The organism is Paenibacillus sp. V4I7 (assembly GCF_030817275.1).
In the GTDB taxonomy this organism is placed as follows: domain Bacteria; phylum Bacillota; class Bacilli; order Paenibacillales; family NBRC-103111; genus Paenibacillus_E.
Map to the genome: position 1 here is coordinate 8213139 of NZ_JAUSZD010000002.1, position 18522 is coordinate 8231660.

An 18522-nucleotide genomic window follows, 5' to 3' on the forward strand; every position below is an offset into this window, starting at 1 on the left:
GATTTTCCTTGATACAATTTGGAACCTAAATAGCAATAATTATATTGACATGATACAAAAAGTATCTTAAAGTAATACTTAACATTATGATACAAATAGTATCAAAGGATGCGTTATTTTCTACCAAATGTAAAGTAGACTTTCTACGGAGGGGAATCATGGAAATCAATTTTAAAGAATATCTACTGATTATAAAGAAACGCTTGTGGCTCATCATTTTTTGCGTACTGGTGACAACCATTTTAACAGCGTGGTATACCTCATCCAATTATCAGCCTATTTACCAAGCTTCGACCAAGTTGATCGTCAATAAAACCTTTGAACAGGATCAATCAGGCACGGAACAAATCGATTATGGGGCGATCGGTGTGAATATGGCCCTCATTAATACCTATAAAGAAATCATCAGGACCCCAGCTATTATGGATAAAGTCGTTCAACGATACCCCGATTTAAATGTATCCACAGACCAACTAATTTCAATCGTCAATGTTTCCAATCTCAATGAAACACAAGTCATGTCGATCGTTGCACGGCATTTTTCCCATGAAAGAGCAGTGAGAATCGCGAACGCCGTTTCGGATGTCTTTCAATCCGAAATCCCCAAGATTATGAAAGTTGATAATATAACCATTTTAAATAGAGCCAAAGTACAGGACAATCCCATACCCATTAATAAAAAATCTAATCAATACATCATTTTAAGCTTTGTAGCCTCCCTAGCAGTAATGGTCGGTCTTACCTTCCTGCTAGATGCATTAGACGATACGTTAAAAACAGATGAAGATATTCGCGAGGTATTTGAAGTATCGACAATAGGGTACATACCTAAAGTGAAAAACAAAGAATTGCGAACCAAGCAAAAAAATAAATTTAGAAAAAAAGCAGGGGAACCGTCATATGCCAAAACCATCTAATAATTCTACAATTATGATGCAAGTTCATCCGGATTCCTCCACCTCCGAAGCTTATCGTTCTTTAAGATTTAATATTGAATGCTCCGTCTTCGGACGTGAGGCGAAGACGATTACGATTACTTCATCTGGGCGAGGTGAAGGGAAAACGACGACAGCCGTTAATTTGGCAGTGGCTTATGCTCAGATCGGAAAAAAAGTGATTCTGCTTGATGCGGATTTGCGTAATCCTTCTATCCATCTTGCATTTGGTGAAGATAATGGCATTGGATTGACGAATTATTTGGTACATCAGAACGCATTGGATGGGATCATACGAGAAACAATCATTGAAAATCTGTCTATTTTGACCACAGGACCTGTGCAACAGAATCCGTCCAGTTTATTGGCATCGAAATCTATGGATGACCTCTTGGTAGAACTAAGAGCGAAATACGACATGGTTATTGTGGATACAACATCGGTCTTAACATTAACTGACGCCAAAATAATGGCGAGTAAATGCGATGGGGTGCTTCTCATTGTGGAATATGGCAAGGTGAAGCGTGGCGCAGCCAAGAAGGTGAAAGAGGAGCTAATGCTCGCGAAAGCCAAGTTGATTGGGGTGGTTATGAACGAAATAAAAGACCATCATGCGGCAACTTATCTGTAAGCTTTGTCTGAAAAAATTGTAGTAAGGGGAGCGAGTTTATAGCTAATGAGACAAAAAAGACGAAAGCCGCATCGGCGAGCCGTGAGAACCGCCTGTATCCTGACGCTGAGCTTTGGCATTCTGGCCGGATGCTCAGATACAGCCCCGTTAAATCCGGATGCTAATTCTGTCTATCAGGAGCAAGCGTTAAAAAGTGTTAAAGTATTTAAGGTCATAAATCAAAAAATTGGAGATCCGCTCGAACGTGCAGCGGAAGTTCATTCCTCCGTTCAATTTGATGTTACAGCCAAGGTTGCTGGGGACATTGACCAAATCCTGAAAAAGCGCGGGGATATGCTTCAAGAAGGAGACGTCATCGTCAAATTGAAGTCAAGCGAGGCCTCAGCCCAGCGAGAAGCAGCGGATGCGGCTGTCAAAACGGCCCAGGAAGCCATAGAAAAAGCGAAAATTAGAGCAAAAAAAGAAATGGAAAGCCAGAAGTTGGAAATGAGCAACACCATTCAAAAAATGGAGTTAGGCATGACGACCTTACTGCGGAATTACAATAAAATGAAAAACGACTATGATATTGGTCTGGTTACGAAAGCCCAGCTGTATCAGATGGAAAACCAAATGATGAATGCCCGCATGGATCTGGATCAGCTCAAACATAAACTAAGCATTTTGGAACCGATTGATGCTACTTCCGAATTGGAAGATCAGCTCAAAAATGCCCGAATTACTTTGCAGCAGATAGACCAATCCATGAAAAGCCTTGAAGTGAAAGCCCCTGTGAGTGGCCTATTGACGGAGATGCCGCTCGAAGGTTGGATGTCCTTGCAACCGGGTGCTACGATCGGTGTTATTCAGAGACTGGATCCGATTAAAATTAAAGCGCAGCTAACGGAAGAAGAAACGAAACGCTTAAGTGACAAGACAGAGCTGTCCTACTTCATAGCAGGAACCAAACAGAAGTACAAAGGGAGGATCAGTTATCTCTCCAAGGTTATCGATCCGGAAACGAAAGCCTATGAAATCAACCTAGAAGTGCCTAACAAAGATTTGGCCTTGAAGCCTGGCATGAAGCTAAGGATTCAAATGACAGAAGAGAAAGACCAAATCGTTCCCACAGTGCCAACGTATAGTATCGTTAAAGAGGGTGATGATGCCTTCGTATTCGTACTTACGGGAGATATTGTCGAGAAGCGCAGCGTACAGCTTGGAAGACTAAATGAACCTAACCAAGAAGTGCTTTCCGGTGTCAAAGAAGGGGAATTGGTTGTGAAATCCAATCCTAATCAGTTAAGAGACAAAGAAAAAGTCCAGATGACAGCAATTGAAGAGCAATAATGAAAAAATGGAGTGACTTGAAATTGAAAATAAATTGGAAACAAACGATGGTCATGTTCATCTTATCCGTCTCCCTAGTGATTCCATCCGCGTCTTTTCATGCTTCAGCAGATGAGAAATATACGCAGTCATCTAGTCTGACTAGCTATCAGCTTACCGATGCGATCAAGGTGGAAGTTAAAAGCATTTTAAATGAATCAACCTCTGAAGGAACTAGAATTGCCGCTGTTGTACGTATCTATAACAATGGAGATCGCTTGACTGGGGTCCCGGAATATGAGGTTCGTGTCAAGACGCAAGAAGGCTTGGAATATATCATGCGTCCGAGTCAAGCTAATGTCAAAAATATTCAACCTAGAGAGACTGCTGAGCTTAGTTATATGAATGTAGTGGATCGTTATGATAATTTTTCATTGACCGAACTTTCTTGGCTGGATGTGGATGAATTCGTCTATCCCAAACAAGAAAAGAGAATCATATCCATCCCAGTATCAGCCATAGAATGGAAAGGGGAGAAGGCTGTCCTTTCTGATCCCGCTGTGATGAAGAAATGGGAAGATACGTTTACGATTCCAGTGTTATCAAGCACGGTAGAATACAAACCGATTAGCCTTAATGAACAGAATACACCAGATGGCCCCATGACGATTGTTGGTTTGCTTGCAACGAATAAGGGGGATAAGAAAACAACGATACCCGATTTTCGAATAAATGGAGTATCCGACAAAAAGGTATATACCGGCAAAAGGCTGGAACAAGATAAGCTGTTACTCGACCCAGGCGAGCAGCATTATGTCCACTATGCCATTCCAGTTAGGGATAGGATGGAGCTGAAGAGCTTATCTATCCTGACGCCCGAAGACTTCGCGGTTGACGACAAAACGCATAACAATTATTTAATAGGCAGATTGATGATTACACTGCCAGGTGCTGATAGTAATCTGCGGTTTTTAAATCAACTAGTACAGTATGAATGGAATAAGCCTATTAAGTTTGATCCGTTATACAAGTTGATAAGACCTGAAGTGGATGTTTCCATGGTGGATTTACAATTGCATGAAAGCGCCGGCGGGGGCTTTAAAGCAGCAGTTGCTAAGTTCAAGCTGCTCAATCATAGCGAAAGTCCGATGCAGGTTCCTCATTTCCAAGCAGAGCTGTCAAGCGTTAGCGGTAAAAAATACTTAGGCACCAGACAAAGTACGCTAGTAGAAACGCTTATTCCGAATATAAGCTATGTGATCTACTATTCATTCATCATACCGAGCACGGAAACTGGTGAGCAGCTGGCCATGCAGATTTTGGATACTAAAAGCGTTGAGCCTTACAGCATTCCGCTCGCTGCTTTCAAGACAAAGGTAATGGAAGAAACAAGCGATAAGTCGCTTGCCTTCTACCCCTTTCAAGTTACTTTGAATGATTGGTCGACAGGGGCCAACTATAATATGGCATCGGGAAGTTTACCTTACTCGTATAAGCTGAATTTGGATTTTAATATCAAGCTGCAGGACGAAGTCGTCGTCGATCAAAGCTTCTCCAAGATGAGGCTCGAATTGGCCGATGCCAAAAACAGAATTATGGTAACGAAGGTTCTTTCGTTTACTGGCGAGAACAAGTTGGTTAGCGGGACTCAGACCATCAATTTTGATTTAGATCGATTTGAAACAACGGTATATCTTCGTATATACGAAATTATTGATACACCCTTCGGGGAAGCAAGACGACTTATCCAAACTTTGAAGCGATAGGAGAGTGAGACAATGGAAGAAAATGCGAAGAGGGAACAAAAATTGTATGCGCGGCCCATGGTTTTAAGTCAACAACCGGTTCGATTTGAGACAGCTCAAAGCTGGAATAAAGGCCACGGTAACCTGAATCACCCGGGTACAGGGAATGGCGGCATTCATTATCCGAACCCTCCGTACACCGGACCGCATAACGGTAACGGAGGCGGCAACGGTAACAAGTAAGTTTGTCCAAGGAGGTCAATAGTGATAGGCTATTGACCTCGAATTTCAATTCGACCCCAGGGGATGAAGCATGGAACTCTTTTATACACAAATTGGTGAGCATGTCATTCATTTGATTTGTCAATCTGAAGCATTAATGGGCATCATACGTAAGAACTTCCAAGCTGCGGATCCGATCGTAAGTAAACCCGATCTCGTTATTTATATCAAAGGGGGATATGGGATTCCCTTTGTTGATTATTACGTCGAAATTACCAAAGAAGTCGATAGCATCTCCTTCCGCAGGGCTGATTATTTGATCGAAGCAGAATTGGATTATCGTTACGCTGTTATTTCCGTAAACAATGAATTGGCTTTAAAGCATGCCTTAATGAATATGTACAGCTCCTATGTGGTTCATCACAAGTGGGGACTGTTAATTCATTCTTCCTGCGTCATGGATAAGGGAAGAGCGTATCTGTTTGCAGGCCATTCCGGTGCTGGTAAATCTACCGCAGCTAAACTGTCAATGCCTCGTAACCTTCTTTCCGATGAAGCAACTGTTGTCAAAATTACGCCGGATAAGGTGACCATCTTTAACTCCCCATTTCGAAGTGAGCTGGACAGAACAACAGGCGCTGAAGAAAATAGTCCGCTAGCCGGGATTTATTTATTGAATCAGGCCGTCGATAATCACATCGTTCCGCTTAGCAAGTCGAGTGGATTCCTTCATCTCATGGATAAAGTGTTTTATTGGTCTCACAGCCCTGAAGAAATCAGGGATATACTTCAATTGTTGCAGCAATTGGTCAACTCGGTCTCGATTTGCGAGCTGCATTTTCAAAAAAACGATACATTTTGGGAGTTGATTTCGTAATGACCCAGTACCTTCGGATGAATGATTATGAGTCTATTCAACTGGATATGGAATGGATTATTTTGAACACAGATGAGTATAACTTAACGAAGTTAAATGGAGTGGGCGGATTTTGCTGGTCATTGCTTGGTGCAGCTCAGACGGTAAGCTCCCTCAGCGAAGCAATTCGGAAGGAGTATGAATCCGTCGACGAAACGGTTGAAGAAGATATTGAAGCGTTCCTGAACGATATGATTGGACGCGGCTTGGTTCAATATGCAGTTTCGTAAGGAATTCCTACAGCTTATTACTCATGTAATGGAAAAGAGAGGATGGATCGAGCTTCCGGCTCGAGGAACGAGTATGTATCCTTTTATCAAGAAGGGGGATATTTGCCGTTTTGTATCCACTGAGGCTGCAAACATAAAGAAAGGCGATATCATCTTATTTCATACACCTCATGGTAACTTAGTCGCCCATCGTTTTTGCCGATTGGTAACTAGGAACGAGCGGTTGCATTACCTTTGTAAGGGAGATACCAACTTAGCGCATGATGAGGCTATTGCATTGGATCAGCTGATTGGCAAGATGATCTGGATTAGGCGAAATGAGCGGATCATCCATGTAACGAATCTAGCCGCTTATGTTTGGGGCCAAACCGTTCTCTCATTCCCCATGATATCGCTATTGTTAAGAGTTTATTTAAATCGAAGAGAAAGCACGCAAGTGTAGACTTTCTGTGGAGTGTCCATATGACAGGAATAATTCGAAGGTACCTACTTGCCGTTAGAGAATACATTACTTTCAAAGACATTAAGAAAACCTACACCTTACTGACTCCATATATGCTGCAGCACTGGAAGGCGTATGCAATTCTCTTTTTCTTGTTATTCGTTGATATCACCCTAACGTTGGCCTATTCGTGGTTCTTTGGAAACCTAACGGACGCTGCTATTCAAAGTAACTTCGCACGTATGAAATGGTTAATTCCCGTTGGAGTTAGCTTTGTTATTCTTAGTATTTCTTCGACTTATCTGAGTACTGTTTTTGAAACCATTGCAACAAATGCTGTGAAGAGGGATTTTTCCATACACTTATTTAAACATATATTGCTTTTATCTGGAAAGGATATTTCCAATCACCATTCTGGTGAGTTAATGTCTCACTTCTCCAATGATATTCATAGCATTAACGGTGTTATCGGCAGAAGCCTAATTGATCTTATAAGACTCCCCTTTATCTATCTAGCTGTTTTGGTTTATTTGATGCAAATTAGCTGGAAATTAGCGCTTATATGCGTACTAGTCGCTCCGATTGCTATGCTATTTAGTGTTATCTTTGGTTTATTACTCCGTAACAATGGCAGACTGGTTCATAACCTGATAGGACATATTAGTTCCCTTCTAAATGAAACATTTCATGGGTTGCAAGTCATTCGATCTTTTACCATGGAGAAATCAATATTTGCAAAATATGTTAGTAAAAATCAAGAACTCTATACCCTAGAGTTAAGGAATGCAAAACTGCGTGGATGGTTTTATGTAGGGGGTCACGCTGTTTCTACGATAACTTTTCTTGTAAGCCTCTGCATGGGTTCGTATTACGTCTCATTAGGTTTAATATCAGTAGGTTCCTTGCTAATTTTTGTTAATCTGGTTAACCATTTGGTTTATCCAATGACAGAGCTCGCTGGGCAATGGGCAGGCTTTCAAAGATCTGCTTCAGCTATGGAAAGAATACTCAAAATCTTGGAGCAGCCAACAGAATCAACTGATTTACCGTTAGCCGTCCAGTCTAGGCCATTGGTGAAGTCTATTCAGTTTCAGGACATAACGTTTAGCTATGATGGACTTACCAACATTTTTGATCATTTAAATTTGCAGATTCCGGCCGGAAAGGTCGTTGCCATAGTCGGTTTGAGCGGGGCAGGGAAAACGACATTATTTAATCTGCTCTTAGCATTTTACAAACCGCAATTAGGTAAGATCTTCATTGATGATCGTTCTAGTGAAGCATTCTCGCCTTCCGAATTAAGGAGTTTATTTGCCCATGTTTCTCAAGAAACCTTTCTATTTGGCGGTACGATAAGGGAAAACCTGCTATTAGCTCGAGAGGGTATTACGGATGCAGAGATGATGCAGGCTGCAACGATTGCCAACATCCATCCTTACATCATATCTCTTCCTCATGGCTATGACACTGAAATTGGGGAGAGAGGGGTAAGGCTGTCCGGTGGACAAAAACAGCGCATGGCTATTGCCCGCGCAGTGTTAAAAAATGCTCCGATCCTCTTGCTGGATGAGGCTACCTCCGCCTTGGACAATGAGACTGAGCATCAAGTAAAGGAAGCCCTGCATCGATTAATGGTTGGCCGAACAACGCTTATCATTGCCCATCGATTATCGACTGTTCAGAACGCTGATTTAATCATTGTCATGGATAAAGGGAAAATCGTCCAAACAGGACGTCATAACGATTTATTGCTGGAGAATGGACTGTATAACAGTTTATATCGGAAGGGATTTCAGAAAGGGGGAGAGATCGTTGATCATTACTATGATACAAGCGTTATATGATCCACGAATTTCTATGCCCCAGGAGATGGAGTTCTATGAAAAAGCACTTGAGGATATTGAATTTTTTGATATATCCCCGCAGATTTATTGGTTATTAAATCAGCGGGGACAATTGGTGCAAATGCCGTCGTTTTTTCAGGAAAGGTTAAAACAAAAATATAATGGTGCCTTATATCAAAATATGTTTATCCGAAGTCAAACGAAAATAATATTAGAAAAACTTGAAGACGCTGGGATTCAGACTATCCCCCTTAAAGGTACAATATTTGCTGAAAAGTATTTTGGACACTTAGGAGCTAGATGTACGTCCGATATAGATCTTTTAGTGCATCCTTTTGAACTGGAAAGAGCCGTAAGTTGTGTGAAATCACTGGGGTATATAGAGCAGGAACGGATCCCTTCCCATTTCCATTGGAGTTTTAGTAAGGAAATACCTAGCAGCGCTGTTCCTCTGACCATTGAGCTTCACTGGGATTTACTGAAGGAAAAAACATCGGATTTAAATATTGATGAGTTCTGGGAGCAAGCCACAGCCATGGGATCATACCGGTATATCAAGGAATTATCAGATTACCATACGTTTTATATGATTTGTTTGCATGGTTGGAGGCATAATTTATGTTCTCTTAAATATTTTTTGGATATCATCCAGTTGATACATATCCTGCAGGACAATATTGACTACACCCGTTTACTGAAGGACGCTGCTGCCCACAAAACCCTGAGAAGGACCGTCAGGACATTAGCGATTGTCTACCATCATTTTCCTCATCTAGCAGAAAGTAAAGAGCTGCCAGGTGAATGGAAGGTTCGTCTATGGTGGGAGTACAGCTCTTTTAGAGTTAATAAGAGGTCTTTTAAGAGTTATGTGAATTGGATTTATTATCATATTTTTGATTTTGACACGGTCAGACATACTTTGACAGCACTATTTGATTTTACCTATAGCGTAACGAATAGGACGTATTCGGGTAAAATTAAAAAGATGCAAGAGGCAGTTGACAGTTAAGATATTAGATGATATTCTGAGGTTGTTCTCGATAAAGAACGAAGTCGGAGAATGTAAATGAAGTGTTTACATGAGGATGTAAATAAATAGTAGTAAATTAATGAATATTAACGTTCTTTAATGAGAACAGTAAAAGGGTGAGATTCCCTTTTATCAGATAGAAATGTGGAGGAAACGTATGAGTGCAATAGCCGGAATCTTTCACCTAGATCAAGAGCCTGTGCATGCTGAACATGGCCATATATTGATGCAAGGATTTGCAAAGTATCCTTCAGATGATGTTCAGACATGGCAGCAAGGCAAAGTTTTCCTGGGCTGCTATGCACAGTGGATTACACCCGAATCGGTCGGTGAACGAAATCCTTATTATGATTCTGAAAGACGGCTGGCCATTACAGCAGACGCTATCATCGATAATCGTGATGAATTGTTCCAGCTGCTTCAAATAGATCGAGACCAGAAAGTAACGATCAAGGATAGTGAGTTGATTTTACTTGCTTATGTGAAATGGGGAGTGGATGCCCCGAAGTATCTAATAGGTGACTTCGCCTTTATGATTTGGGATGAACGTAAGCAGTCACTTTTTGGAGCTAGGGACTTTTCAGGAACTAGAACGTTATATTTTCACAAATCAGCAGATCGATTTGCCTTTAGCACAATTATTGAGCCCTTACTTGCTTTGCCTGAAATCGCAAAAAAACTCAATGAAGATTGGATTGCACAGTTTCTGGCCATTCCTTTGACAGTTGATGCGATAGATTGCTCAGCAACTGTATATGAAAATATAGAGCAAGTACCGCCATCTCATTCAATATCTGTAATAGATGGAAGGGTAACGTTCTCTAAGTACAACACATCTGTTGCAGGGGAGACTTTGAAGCTTAAATCAAACGAAGAGTACGAAGAAGCATTTCGTGATGTTTTTCAAAAAGCAGTAACGTCTAGACTGCGTACTCATCGACAGGTGGGTGCTCATCTAAGTGGGGGGCTTGATTCTGGTTCTGTTGCAAGCTTTGCCGCTAAAGCCCTGCGGAATGAGAATAAATTATTACATACCTACAGTTATATACCTGTTGACGATTTTAAGGATGATTGGACACCTAGGAGTAGATTTGCTGATGAAAGACCTTATATTCGCTCTACGGTTGAACATGTCGGCAATATCAAGGATAACTATCTGGATTTCAAAGGACTTAGTCCCTTATCGGAAATTGATAACTGGCTTGAAACGATGGAGATGCCCTATAAATTTTTTGAGAATTCCTTTTGGCTAAAGGGGATCTATGAGAAAGCCCAGGAGCAGGGTATTGGTGTTCTTTTAAATGGTCAGAGAGGGAATTGGACCATATCTTGGGGACCGGCCATAGACTATCAAGCTATTCTAATGAAAAAGTTGAAATGGATCCAACTGTACAAAGAAGTAAAGCATTTTAGTGTGAATATGGGTGTAGGTAGGAAAAGAATTCTATCCCTAGTAGGAAAGAAAGCATTCCCAAATTTAATGCGAAATTCTCCTTCCAAGGACAATGAAGTATTTCCAAAGTTAATTAACCCCCAATTTGCCAAAAAGACAAATATTGATGAATTGATAGAGAAGCATGGGTTTAATCGGACCGATTACTCAAGCCAAAGCGCCTATGATATAAGAAATAATCAGTTCGAGCAGCTTTACTATTGGGGTTTAAACGGTACCATAGGAACCAAATTATCATTACGTTATTCCTTATGGGAACGTGACCCAACCAATGATTTAAGAGTTGCTCGCTTCTGCTTGTCTGTGCCAGACGAACAATTTGTTCAAAACGGCGTAGACAGATCTTTAATAAGAAGGGCAACAGTTAACCATTTACCCGATAAGGTTAGATTAAATCAACAATCCAGAGGTGTTCAAGGCGCTGATGGTGTTCACCGGATGGCTCCTTCATGGCCTGCTTTTATTCATGAAATCGAGCAGAATATCAAGGACCCAAGGATAGCGGAATACCTGAATATGGAAGAGATCAAGTCAGCGCTTTCCAAAATTAAGGAAGCTGCGAAACCGGAGTATGTTTACGAATTTGGTTTTAGAATATTAATGCGCAGCATCATTTTTTCTCGCTTTATAAAAAACTTTAATTGAGAGGGGGTGAGAAAATGCAAAATCAAGCTAAAAAAGAATGGAATATCCCGACTTTAGAAGTACTTGATGTGAAAATGACTATGGCTGGACCAGGAATTGCAATTCCGGATGGCGTTCAACCGGACCCGACAGAGGTAATTCATCACAGCTAGTTTTTACATAATTTAGTACTGCCTACCTACTGCCCTTATACTGTTACAGGTATAAGGGCTTTCATTAGAATTATTCATGTATCTCAGTATATGGAGTGAAAATAATGACTCAAACAATAAATAGGGTTATATACCGAGCTTTCGGTTTAAATATTGTTAGTGAATTTAAACTGTCGGAATTAACGATAAATAACAATCAGAATGAGTGTATAGATGTTGTAATAAATAAAGCAGACTTATCAGAGCGATGGAATCAACTGGCGAAAGCCGATGATCTGTATGTGACTAGTAAAAATTTATTTATGTTCCATATCAAAGATACAGCCATTTTCTGTGTGCAAGATGGGGGAATCATAACGGTTTCACCTGTGCATGGTGCAGATGAGGCTAAGATTCGCTTATTTGTACTGGGTACATGTATGGGCAGCCTATTAATGCAGCGAAAGGTACTTCCTCTGCATGGCAGCGCTATTGCTATTGATGGGAAAGTTTATGCTTTCGTAGGTCATTCCGGAGCAGGGAAATCGACTCTTGCTTCAGCCTTCATTGGCCAAGATTATCGACTGCTTAGCGATGATGTCATTGCTGTAACGTTCTCTCCAGATCATATACCTATGGTGATGCCTGCCTATCCACAACAAAAGCTGTGGCAGGAAAGCTTAACGGAATTCGGAATGGAGACAAGCCGCTACCGATCCATATTCGACAGAGAAACAAAGTACCTTGTTCCGGTTTCTGATCATTTCGTAACGAAGCCGTTGCCTCTAGCAGGCGTGTTCGAACTAAGTAAGACGGATGGCAGCGATACCGAGATTGTACCAATGAAAGGTCTTGCGCGGCTGCATGCTTTATTTTGCCATACATTCCGGAGTTCTCTTCTAGGGAGATTTGAATTAATGGATTGGCACTTTAAAACAACGGTGAGCATTTCGGATCAGATTGAGATGTATCAATTACGTCGGCCGAGCTCTGGGTTTACGGCTCCCCAGCTAGTGTCCCTGGTTCTGAATACTTTAAAAAAGGAGAAATAATCATGTTAAAGAATACCATTCCGTTAGATGTACAGATTGTTCAAGGCGAAGGAAACATTGTTAGTGATATGGACGGGGAAAAAGTCATGCTGAACATTGCCAACGGGAAGTACTACAATCTTGGTCAGATTGGTGGTTATATATGGGAGTTAATGAGTGCTCCTATCTCGGTGGAGCAATTGGTGACAGCTTTAATGAAAGAATTTGATGTCGAACAAGATGTGTGTGAAGAACAGACCAAGTTATTCTTAAATCATTTATTAGATGAGAAGATCATTCATCTCTGTTAAGTACTTTAGTTGCGGGTTCAAGCTTTGAGTCGTGGGAGGATAGTGAGTGCCATGAATAAGTTGAAAGTTTTTTTCTCATTAGATATAAGAACCATATTGTTACTAGCAGAGGCTTTGTTCTTCTTAGGATGGGCACGTATTCTTGTCTATCTGCCATTCTCTAAAGTGGCTCCCTCGTTAGGAATTCCCATGCAAGAAACCTCCATTACGGAAGTAGAGAGGAATCGGATAGTTCTCAAGCATATAGCAAGTGCGATTGATATTATGAGTAGACATACGCTCTGGGAAAGCAAATGCCTAGTTAGGGCGATAGCTGGTATGAAGATGCTCAAACGACGTGATATCGAGAGTACGTTGTATCTGGGAACCTCTAAGGATAAGTTGACCAAAATGATTGCACACGCATGGCTACGTAGTGGCCATTTTTATGTTACAGGGAAGGAAGGGATGGATCGATTTACCGTTGTTGCCAAATTCGCCAAACAAATAAACGCCAATAGATAAGGGAGTTAAGCAATGAACAAAGAACTAAGCTTAGATGCAACCGTCTTGCCCAAGGAATTGAATATAATCCTGTCGTTCATCAAAAGCGAGAGTGAAGGAAGCTTATGTTCTTTTGATGCTGACGTTTTTACCGGAATAAATTGGAGTTTATTCTTGGAATTAATTCGACATCACCGGATAAATCCATACATCTATAAACAAATAAAACGAATAGATAAAGCCTATATTCCAGTCTATGTATCAGAAGAATTACGACGCGATTATCAACAAAATACATTTCGTATGCTGCGCTTAAGTGCAGAGATGGAGCAGCTTAGTAAATTACTTTCAAATCACAATATCGAAGTACTGTTCTTGAAAGGACCTGCACTTGCTGCAGACCTTTATGGTGATATATCGAAGCGTACCTGCAGTGATTTAGATATTCTTATATCTATAGATAACTTAGATAGAGCCCATGATCTCTTAGTTGCACTTGATTATGTCAAAGATGATTATTTCTCAACCGTATTGAATGACTGGAAATGGAGACATCACCATGTCACATACATGCATTCTCAGAAAAATACAAAAATCGAAATACATTGGAAACTGAACCCAGGCCTTTCTTACGAGCCAACTTTTGCAGAATTGTGGGAGAGAAGAAAGAAGAGCTCAATAGCCAGCTTTCCCGTGTACATGTTAGGATATGAGGATTTGTTTATGTTTCTAGCTTCCCATGGTGCGCGTCACGGCTGGTCAAGACTACGCTGGCTAGTAGATATCGACCGTATCGTAAGGCATCCTATGAACTGGGAGAAGGAAATCGTTTGCTTAAAAAAATATCAAATGGCCCACGTTGGGGGGCAAGCTCTTGTCTTAGCCTCTAATTTATTAGCTACTCCATTGACCAAAGAAATGAATACGCTGATCGAGGGGAAGCGCCCTGTTCATTTAGCACATGCAGCGTTATTTTATATGAAACAAATGATTCACTTGCACAGAGAGCCTCTACCTGATGATGTAGCAAGGTATCATAAGCATCACTTATTTTCCTTAATGTCTATTCAGTTAAAATTGTTACATATATTAAGCTTTCTGTACCCGTATCCAATGGATGTAGAGATGCTGCCCTTACCAAAGAACCTCCATTTCTTGTATTTTCCCTTGAGGCCTTTTATGTGGCTTTGGAGGAAGACCAGGAGACACTCATGGTCATAGGAGGAATATGAATGGAACAAATTCTGCACTTTACTAAAAAGCTATATGCTTTTTCAGGGAAAATATTGGTTATTAACATTCTTGGCATGGTTTTCATTAGTTTGCTTGAAGCTATGGGTGTTTTGCTAATACTGCCCATCCTTAGTGTTAGTGGCATCGCGAATGTTGAGACAGGAATTCCACTTGTTTCAGAGATGATGAATTATCTTCAGGAGCTGCCACAGGTTCTAAGCTTACCGCTGGTTCTATGTCTATTTGTTTGTTTAGTCATAGGACAAAACTGGTTACTGCGAACTTTAACAATTCGAGATACCAGCATTCAACAGAAATTTGTTCGACATTTACGATTGGAAACCTATACGAATTTGCTGCAATCTAATTGGAGTTTCTTCGTAAACCATAGAAAATCAGATCTCATTAATTTATTAACCACCGAACTAACAAGAGTGGGTTTTGGAACAAACTTAGTGCTTCAATTAGTCGCTTCTGTGATCTTCACGTTAATCCAGATCGGCATCGCATTCTGGCTATCCCCCGTCATGACAATCTTTGTATTAACGTTTGGCATCGTTCTAACTTTTTTTTCCCGGAAATTTATTAAAAGAGCGAAATCACTTGGCGGCCAAACCTCACAGTTATCCCAAAACTTTCTTGCAGGTATATCCGATCAAATGGCCGGTATGAAAGATATTAAAAGTAATTCATTGGAGCAATCATGGCTCTCTTGGTTTCGATCGCTAACCCAGAATTTAGTGAATGAACAAGTCGAATACATAAAGTTAAGGTCATCGTCCCAGCTATTTTATAAAGTGGCTTCCTCTGTGTTAATTGCTGTTTTTGTATATCTTTCCGTAACCATCTTCCAAACCAAGGTGGAGCAGTTATTACTCATATTCGTCATATTCTCCCGATTGTGGCCTCGATTTACAGGGATACAGTCGAACATGGAGCAAATCGCTTCTACCATTCCTGCCTTTAAAGCGATTATCAAATTGCAGCAAGAGTGTATCCGTATGAAGGAATTTTATATGGAGAACAAACCAGAGAACAAGACTGTTCAACCGATTGAAATTATGACACACATGGAGTGCAGGAACGTATCCTTTCGCTATAATCCAAATGAACAAAACTATGCTCTTCGAGACATTAATATCCAAATACCATCAAGAAAGATGACGGCTATAGTTGGGCGTTCCGGAGCAGGGAAAAGTACATTAATTGATGTTGTTATGGGGCTTATTGAACCCGAAACAGGGCAGATTTGTTTGGATGGGAAGCCTATTTCGAACGATAACATATATGCGCTAAGGCAATCCATTAGCTATGTGCCCCAAGATCCATTTCTTTTCAATGGAAGCATCAAAGATAACCTGCTGATGATTGATCCGAACGCCACCGAGGAACAAATCTGGGAAGCGTTAGAGTTTGCCGCATGCGCGGAATTCGTTAGTAAGCTGCCTGAGGGACTTGACACATTAATTGGAGATAGAGGAATTCGGTTATCTGGTGGCGAACGGCAGCGTATCGTGTTGGCCAGAGCCATATTGCGTAAACCGTCTATCCTTATACTGGATGAGGCGACGAGCGCATTAGATAGGGAAAATGAAGCGAAAATTCAAGAAGCGTTGGAGCGATTACAAGGCAGGTTGACGATGATCGTCATAGCCCACCGCATGTCGACCATACGTAAGGCTGACCAAGTCATTGTCATCGATCAAGGGAGAATCATTCAAAAGGGAGACTATGACCAGTTAGCTGGAGAACGTGAGGGTTTATTTTCAAATTTGTTAGGCAATCAAGCAGAAGCTGTAAATTCATAATTCTGAAGTTGGCGTTATGTAGATGGGTGTAGATTGTGTAAATGTTCTCTATTGGAGCACATTTATATTGACATGTTCTTTATAAAGAACTATCATAGAAAATAGATGAATGTTCTTAATAAAGAATTTGGATTATTTGAAATGTTCGTCATTAGCGAGGGAGATCATGAAATGAAAATTCCAAAAATCATTCACTATTGCTGGTTTGGAGGGAAAGAAAAGCCCGACATCGTGAAGCGCTGTATTGCGAGCTGGCATAACCATCTAACTGGCTATCAATTTATAGAGTGGAATGAAAACAACTTTGATACCAGCAGTAATGCTTATGTCAAAGAAGCTTACGAAGCCGGCAAATTTGCGTTCGTTAGCGATTATGCGAGAGTGTACGCGCTCTATCATTATGGGGGTATTTACTTAGACACCGATGTGGAAGTGTTCAAATCCTTTGACGACCTGCTGCATCACGAGTCATTCTGGGGATTTGAGCAAGAGAACTATATCGCGACGAGTACGATCGGAGCCGCGAAAGAAAATAAACTCATCCAGGTATTTATGGATTCCTACCATAGTAAGAACTTTATCCGTGCAGATGGCACCTTTGATTCGCTAACCAATGTAGCGATGATAACGAAGATATTAGGGGATTGGGGACTTACTCCCAATGGCAGCTATCAAGACATCGAGGGTATTGGAACCTTCTATCCGCAAACCTATTTCTCGCCTTATGACTACATTAACTGCCGGACATTTAGGACGGAAAACACGTATGCCATGCATCACTTTTATAAGAGCTGGTTGCCACCTAAGGCTAGATGGAAGGGGCAGTTGAAGTTGGTTGCTTCTAAAATGATTGGTGGTAACAACATCGCAAGAATACGGGAAGCTCTTAGGAGGATCCAATGAAGAACATACTGATTGCCTCCTTTGATATGGAAGTAGGGGGGGTTGAGAGAAGTCTTGTTAGCATGCTTGATCACTTCGATTATAAACAGCATGAGATTGATCTAATGTTGTATAAACATCAAGGTGATTTTATGAATTTAATTAGCCATAAAGCCAATTTACTAGACGAAATTCCCCAATACTCCACGTTTAGAAAATCGATTGCAAAGACCATCCAGGATAAACAATACACAATCGGATTATCGAGAATCGTATCAAAGGTACATGCGGATATTCTAGGCCGCGTCAGACGAGTTGCCGAGCCGGGTTATTATCAAATGCAATTAATGTGGAAATACGCGCTGCCCTATTTGCCAATTGTTGAGAAGGAGTATGACGCAGCAATTAGTTATTTATGGCCTCATTATTTTATAGCAGAAAAGATTAAGGCAAAGAAAAAAATAGCTTGGATACATACCGATTACTCCAATGTGGAAACCAACGTAAAGATGGACCTGGAAATGTGGAGAAAGTTTGATCATATTATTGCTGTTTCGGACGCATGTAAAGATTCCTTTTTATCTAAATATGGGGAATTAGCAAGCAAAGTCGTTGTTATTGAGAACATTACTTCTCCAGATTTTATAAGAAATATGGCTGATAAAGAAGCAGCTGTTCCAATGGTGAATGATGACAGATTCAAACTGATGACAGTAGCTAGATTATCCCATGCTAAAGGGATCGACAATGCTGTTAAGGCATTAAGGATTCTAAAAGATAAGGGTTATAAAGATATCGCATGGTACATTGTAGGTTACGGTGGGGATGAAGTTGCTATAAAAGAGCTGATCGCAAGTAATGGCTTGGACGATCAATTCATCCTATTGGGTAAGAAAACAAACCCATATCCGTTTATAAAAACGTGTGACTTATATGTACAGCCTTCCAGGTATGAAGGCAAGGCTGTTACAGTAACCGAAGCGAAGATCTTAGGTAAGCCCATATTAATAACGAACTATTCCACTGCAAAGAGTCAAGTGGAGGATGGTTATGATGGGGTCATCTCGGAATTGTCGATCGAAGGAATAGTTAACGGAATAGAAAAATTGTATATGGATACCGAACTGAGAAAAGAGCTCTCTACTAATTGCAAGGGTACTGATTACAGTAATAGCTATGAATTAGAAAAATTATATAGGTTGAGTGGATAAGAGATCGAAGTATTAACCGGATCACGGAGGT

19 protein-coding genes are annotated in these 18522 nt (G+C 40.7%); all 19 read left to right on the forward strand.

Translation table 11 applies throughout. From position 1 onward, the window contains the following. Positions 1-158 precede the first annotated feature (158 nt). The 19 genes from QFZ80_RS38450 (at position 159) to QFZ80_RS38540 (ending at position 18491) form a co-directional block, all read left to right on the forward strand. Positions 159-917 carry a YveK family protein gene (locus QFZ80_RS38450; RefSeq protein WP_307549664.1) on the forward strand — a complete coding sequence of 253 codons (759 nt, stop codon included), beginning with the start codon at positions 159-161 and terminating at the stop codon, positions 915-917. After that, complete coding sequence (locus tag QFZ80_RS38455; protein ID WP_307549662.1) at positions 901-1566, forward strand: CpsD/CapB family tyrosine-protein kinase; 666 nt, start codon at positions 901-903, stop codon at positions 1564-1566. Before QFZ80_RS38450 ends, QFZ80_RS38455 begins: the two co-directional genes overlap by 17 nt. Positions 1567-1611: 45 nt before the next feature. After that, positions 1612-2895 carry an efflux RND transporter periplasmic adaptor subunit gene (locus tag QFZ80_RS38460; RefSeq protein WP_307549660.1) on the forward strand — a complete coding sequence of 428 codons (1284 nt, stop codon included), beginning with the start codon at positions 1612-1614 and terminating at the stop codon, positions 2893-2895. 23 nt (positions 2896-2918) lie between these two features. After that, positions 2919-4640: a hypothetical protein gene (locus tag QFZ80_RS38465; protein ID WP_307563894.1), complete on the forward strand. Its 1722-nt coding sequence runs from the start codon at positions 2919-2921 to the stop codon at positions 4638-4640. Positions 4641-4652: 12 nt separating this feature from the next. Then, complete coding sequence (locus QFZ80_RS38470) at positions 4653-4862, forward strand: hypothetical protein (RefSeq protein WP_307563896.1); 210 nt, start codon at positions 4653-4655, stop codon at positions 4860-4862. Positions 4863-4932: 70 nt separating this feature from the next. Beyond that, positions 4933-5718: a hypothetical protein gene (locus QFZ80_RS38475; RefSeq protein WP_307549657.1), complete on the forward strand. Its 786-nt coding sequence runs from the start codon at positions 4933-4935 to the stop codon at positions 5716-5718. Further along, the gene (locus tag QFZ80_RS38480; RefSeq protein ID WP_171641716.1) at positions 5718-5987 is read left to right on the forward strand and encodes a PqqD family protein; all 270 of its coding nucleotides are present in this window, start codon (positions 5718-5720) and stop codon (positions 5985-5987) included. Before QFZ80_RS38475 ends, QFZ80_RS38480 begins: the two co-directional genes overlap by 1 nt. A gap of 73 nt (positions 5988-6060) precedes the next feature. After that, complete coding sequence (locus tag QFZ80_RS38485) at positions 6061-6429, forward strand: signal peptidase I (RefSeq protein ID WP_307563898.1); 369 nt, start codon at positions 6061-6063, stop codon at positions 6427-6429. 20 nt (positions 6430-6449) lie between these two features. Then, positions 6450-8273, forward strand: coding sequence for an ABC transporter ATP-binding protein (locus QFZ80_RS38490; RefSeq protein WP_307563900.1), 1824 nt, complete (start codon positions 6450-6452; stop codon positions 8271-8273). Beyond that, the gene (locus QFZ80_RS38495; protein ID WP_307549650.1) at positions 8242-9282 is read left to right on the forward strand and encodes a nucleotidyltransferase domain-containing protein; all 1041 of its coding nucleotides are present in this window, start codon (positions 8242-8244) and stop codon (positions 9280-9282) included. Before QFZ80_RS38490 ends, QFZ80_RS38495 begins: the two co-directional genes overlap by 32 nt. A gap of 178 nt (positions 9283-9460) precedes the next feature. Continuing rightward, positions 9461-11401 carry an asparagine synthase-related protein gene (locus QFZ80_RS38500; protein ID WP_307549649.1) on the forward strand — a complete coding sequence of 647 codons (1941 nt, stop codon included), beginning with the start codon at positions 9461-9463 and terminating at the stop codon, positions 11399-11401. A 14-nt stretch (positions 11402-11415) separates the two neighbouring features. Then, complete coding sequence (locus QFZ80_RS38505; RefSeq protein WP_307549646.1) at positions 11416-11553, forward strand: paeninodin family lasso peptide; 138 nt, start codon at positions 11416-11418, stop codon at positions 11551-11553. Between the two features lie 104 nt (positions 11554-11657). Further along, entirely contained in the window at positions 11658-12584 is a 927-nt protein-coding gene (locus QFZ80_RS38510) for a phosphoenolpyruvate carboxykinase (ATP) (RefSeq protein ID WP_307549644.1), read from the forward strand. Beyond that, positions 12581-12874, forward strand: coding sequence for a lasso peptide biosynthesis PqqD family chaperone (locus QFZ80_RS38515; RefSeq protein WP_373460469.1), 294 nt, complete (start codon positions 12581-12583; stop codon positions 12872-12874). Before QFZ80_RS38510 ends, QFZ80_RS38515 begins: the two co-directional genes overlap by 4 nt. A gap of 42 nt (positions 12875-12916) precedes the next feature. Continuing rightward, entirely contained in the window at positions 12917-13378 is a 462-nt protein-coding gene (locus QFZ80_RS38520) for a lasso peptide biosynthesis B2 protein (protein ID WP_307549640.1), read from the forward strand. 12 nt (positions 13379-13390) lie between these two features. Beyond that, complete coding sequence (locus QFZ80_RS38525) at positions 13391-14578, forward strand: nucleotidyltransferase domain-containing protein (protein ID WP_307563902.1); 1188 nt, start codon at positions 13391-13393, stop codon at positions 14576-14578. A gap of 11 nt (positions 14579-14589) precedes the next feature. Further along, complete coding sequence (locus tag QFZ80_RS38530; protein WP_307563904.1) at positions 14590-16398, forward strand: ABC transporter ATP-binding protein; 1809 nt, start codon at positions 14590-14592, stop codon at positions 16396-16398. Between the two features lie 105 nt (positions 16399-16503). Then, positions 16504-17301, forward strand: a complete 798-nt coding sequence (locus tag QFZ80_RS38535) for a glycosyltransferase family 32 protein (RefSeq protein ID WP_373460342.1) — start codon at positions 16504-16506, stop codon at positions 17299-17301. After that, positions 17298-18491, forward strand: coding sequence for a glycosyltransferase (locus tag QFZ80_RS38540; RefSeq protein ID WP_307563909.1), 1194 nt, complete (start codon positions 17298-17300; stop codon positions 18489-18491). The genes QFZ80_RS38535 and QFZ80_RS38540 overlap by 4 nt, the downstream gene beginning before the upstream one ends. The last annotated feature ends 31 nt before the right edge of the window (positions 18492-18522 follow it).

Coding starts and splice junctions, on each gene's coding strand:
- QFZ80_RS38450 (WP_307549664.1), top strand. CDS start 159: ATGGAAATCAATTTTAAAGAATATCTACTGATTATAAAGAAACGCTTG.
- QFZ80_RS38455 (WP_307549662.1), top strand. CDS start 901: ATGCCAAAACCATCTAATAATTCTACAATTATGATGCAAGTTCATCCG.
- QFZ80_RS38460 (WP_307549660.1), top strand. CDS start 1,612: ATGAGACAAAAAAGACGAAAGCCGCATCGGCGAGCCGTGAGAACCGCC.
- QFZ80_RS38470 (WP_307563896.1), top strand. CDS start 4,653: ATGGAAGAAAATGCGAAGAGGGAACAAAAATTGTATGCGCGGCCCATG.
- QFZ80_RS38475 (WP_307549657.1), top strand. CDS start 4,933: ATGGAACTCTTTTATACACAAATTGGTGAGCATGTCATTCATTTGATT.
- QFZ80_RS38480 (WP_171641716.1), top strand. CDS start 5,718: ATGACCCAGTACCTTCGGATGAATGATTATGAGTCTATTCAACTGGAT.
- QFZ80_RS38485 (WP_307563898.1), top strand. CDS start 6,061: ATGTATCCTTTTATCAAGAAGGGGGATATTTGCCGTTTTGTATCCACT.
- QFZ80_RS38490 (WP_307563900.1), top strand. CDS start 6,450: ATGACAGGAATAATTCGAAGGTACCTACTTGCCGTTAGAGAATACATT.
- QFZ80_RS38500 (WP_307549649.1), top strand. CDS start 9,461: ATGAGTGCAATAGCCGGAATCTTTCACCTAGATCAAGAGCCTGTGCAT.
- QFZ80_RS38505 (WP_307549646.1), top strand. CDS start 11,416: ATGCAAAATCAAGCTAAAAAAGAATGGAATATCCCGACTTTAGAAGTA.
- QFZ80_RS38510 (WP_307549644.1), top strand. CDS start 11,658: ATGACTCAAACAATAAATAGGGTTATATACCGAGCTTTCGGTTTAAAT.
- QFZ80_RS38525 (WP_307563902.1), top strand. CDS start 13,391: ATGAACAAAGAACTAAGCTTAGATGCAACCGTCTTGCCCAAGGAATTG.
- QFZ80_RS38530 (WP_307563904.1), top strand. CDS start 14,590: ATGGAACAAATTCTGCACTTTACTAAAAAGCTATATGCTTTTTCAGGG.
- QFZ80_RS38535 (WP_373460342.1), top strand. CDS start 16,504: ATGAATGTTCTTAATAAAGAATTTGGATTATTTGAAATGTTCGTCATT.
- QFZ80_RS38540 (WP_307563909.1), top strand. CDS start 17,298: ATGAAGAACATACTGATTGCCTCCTTTGATATGGAAGTAGGGGGGGTT.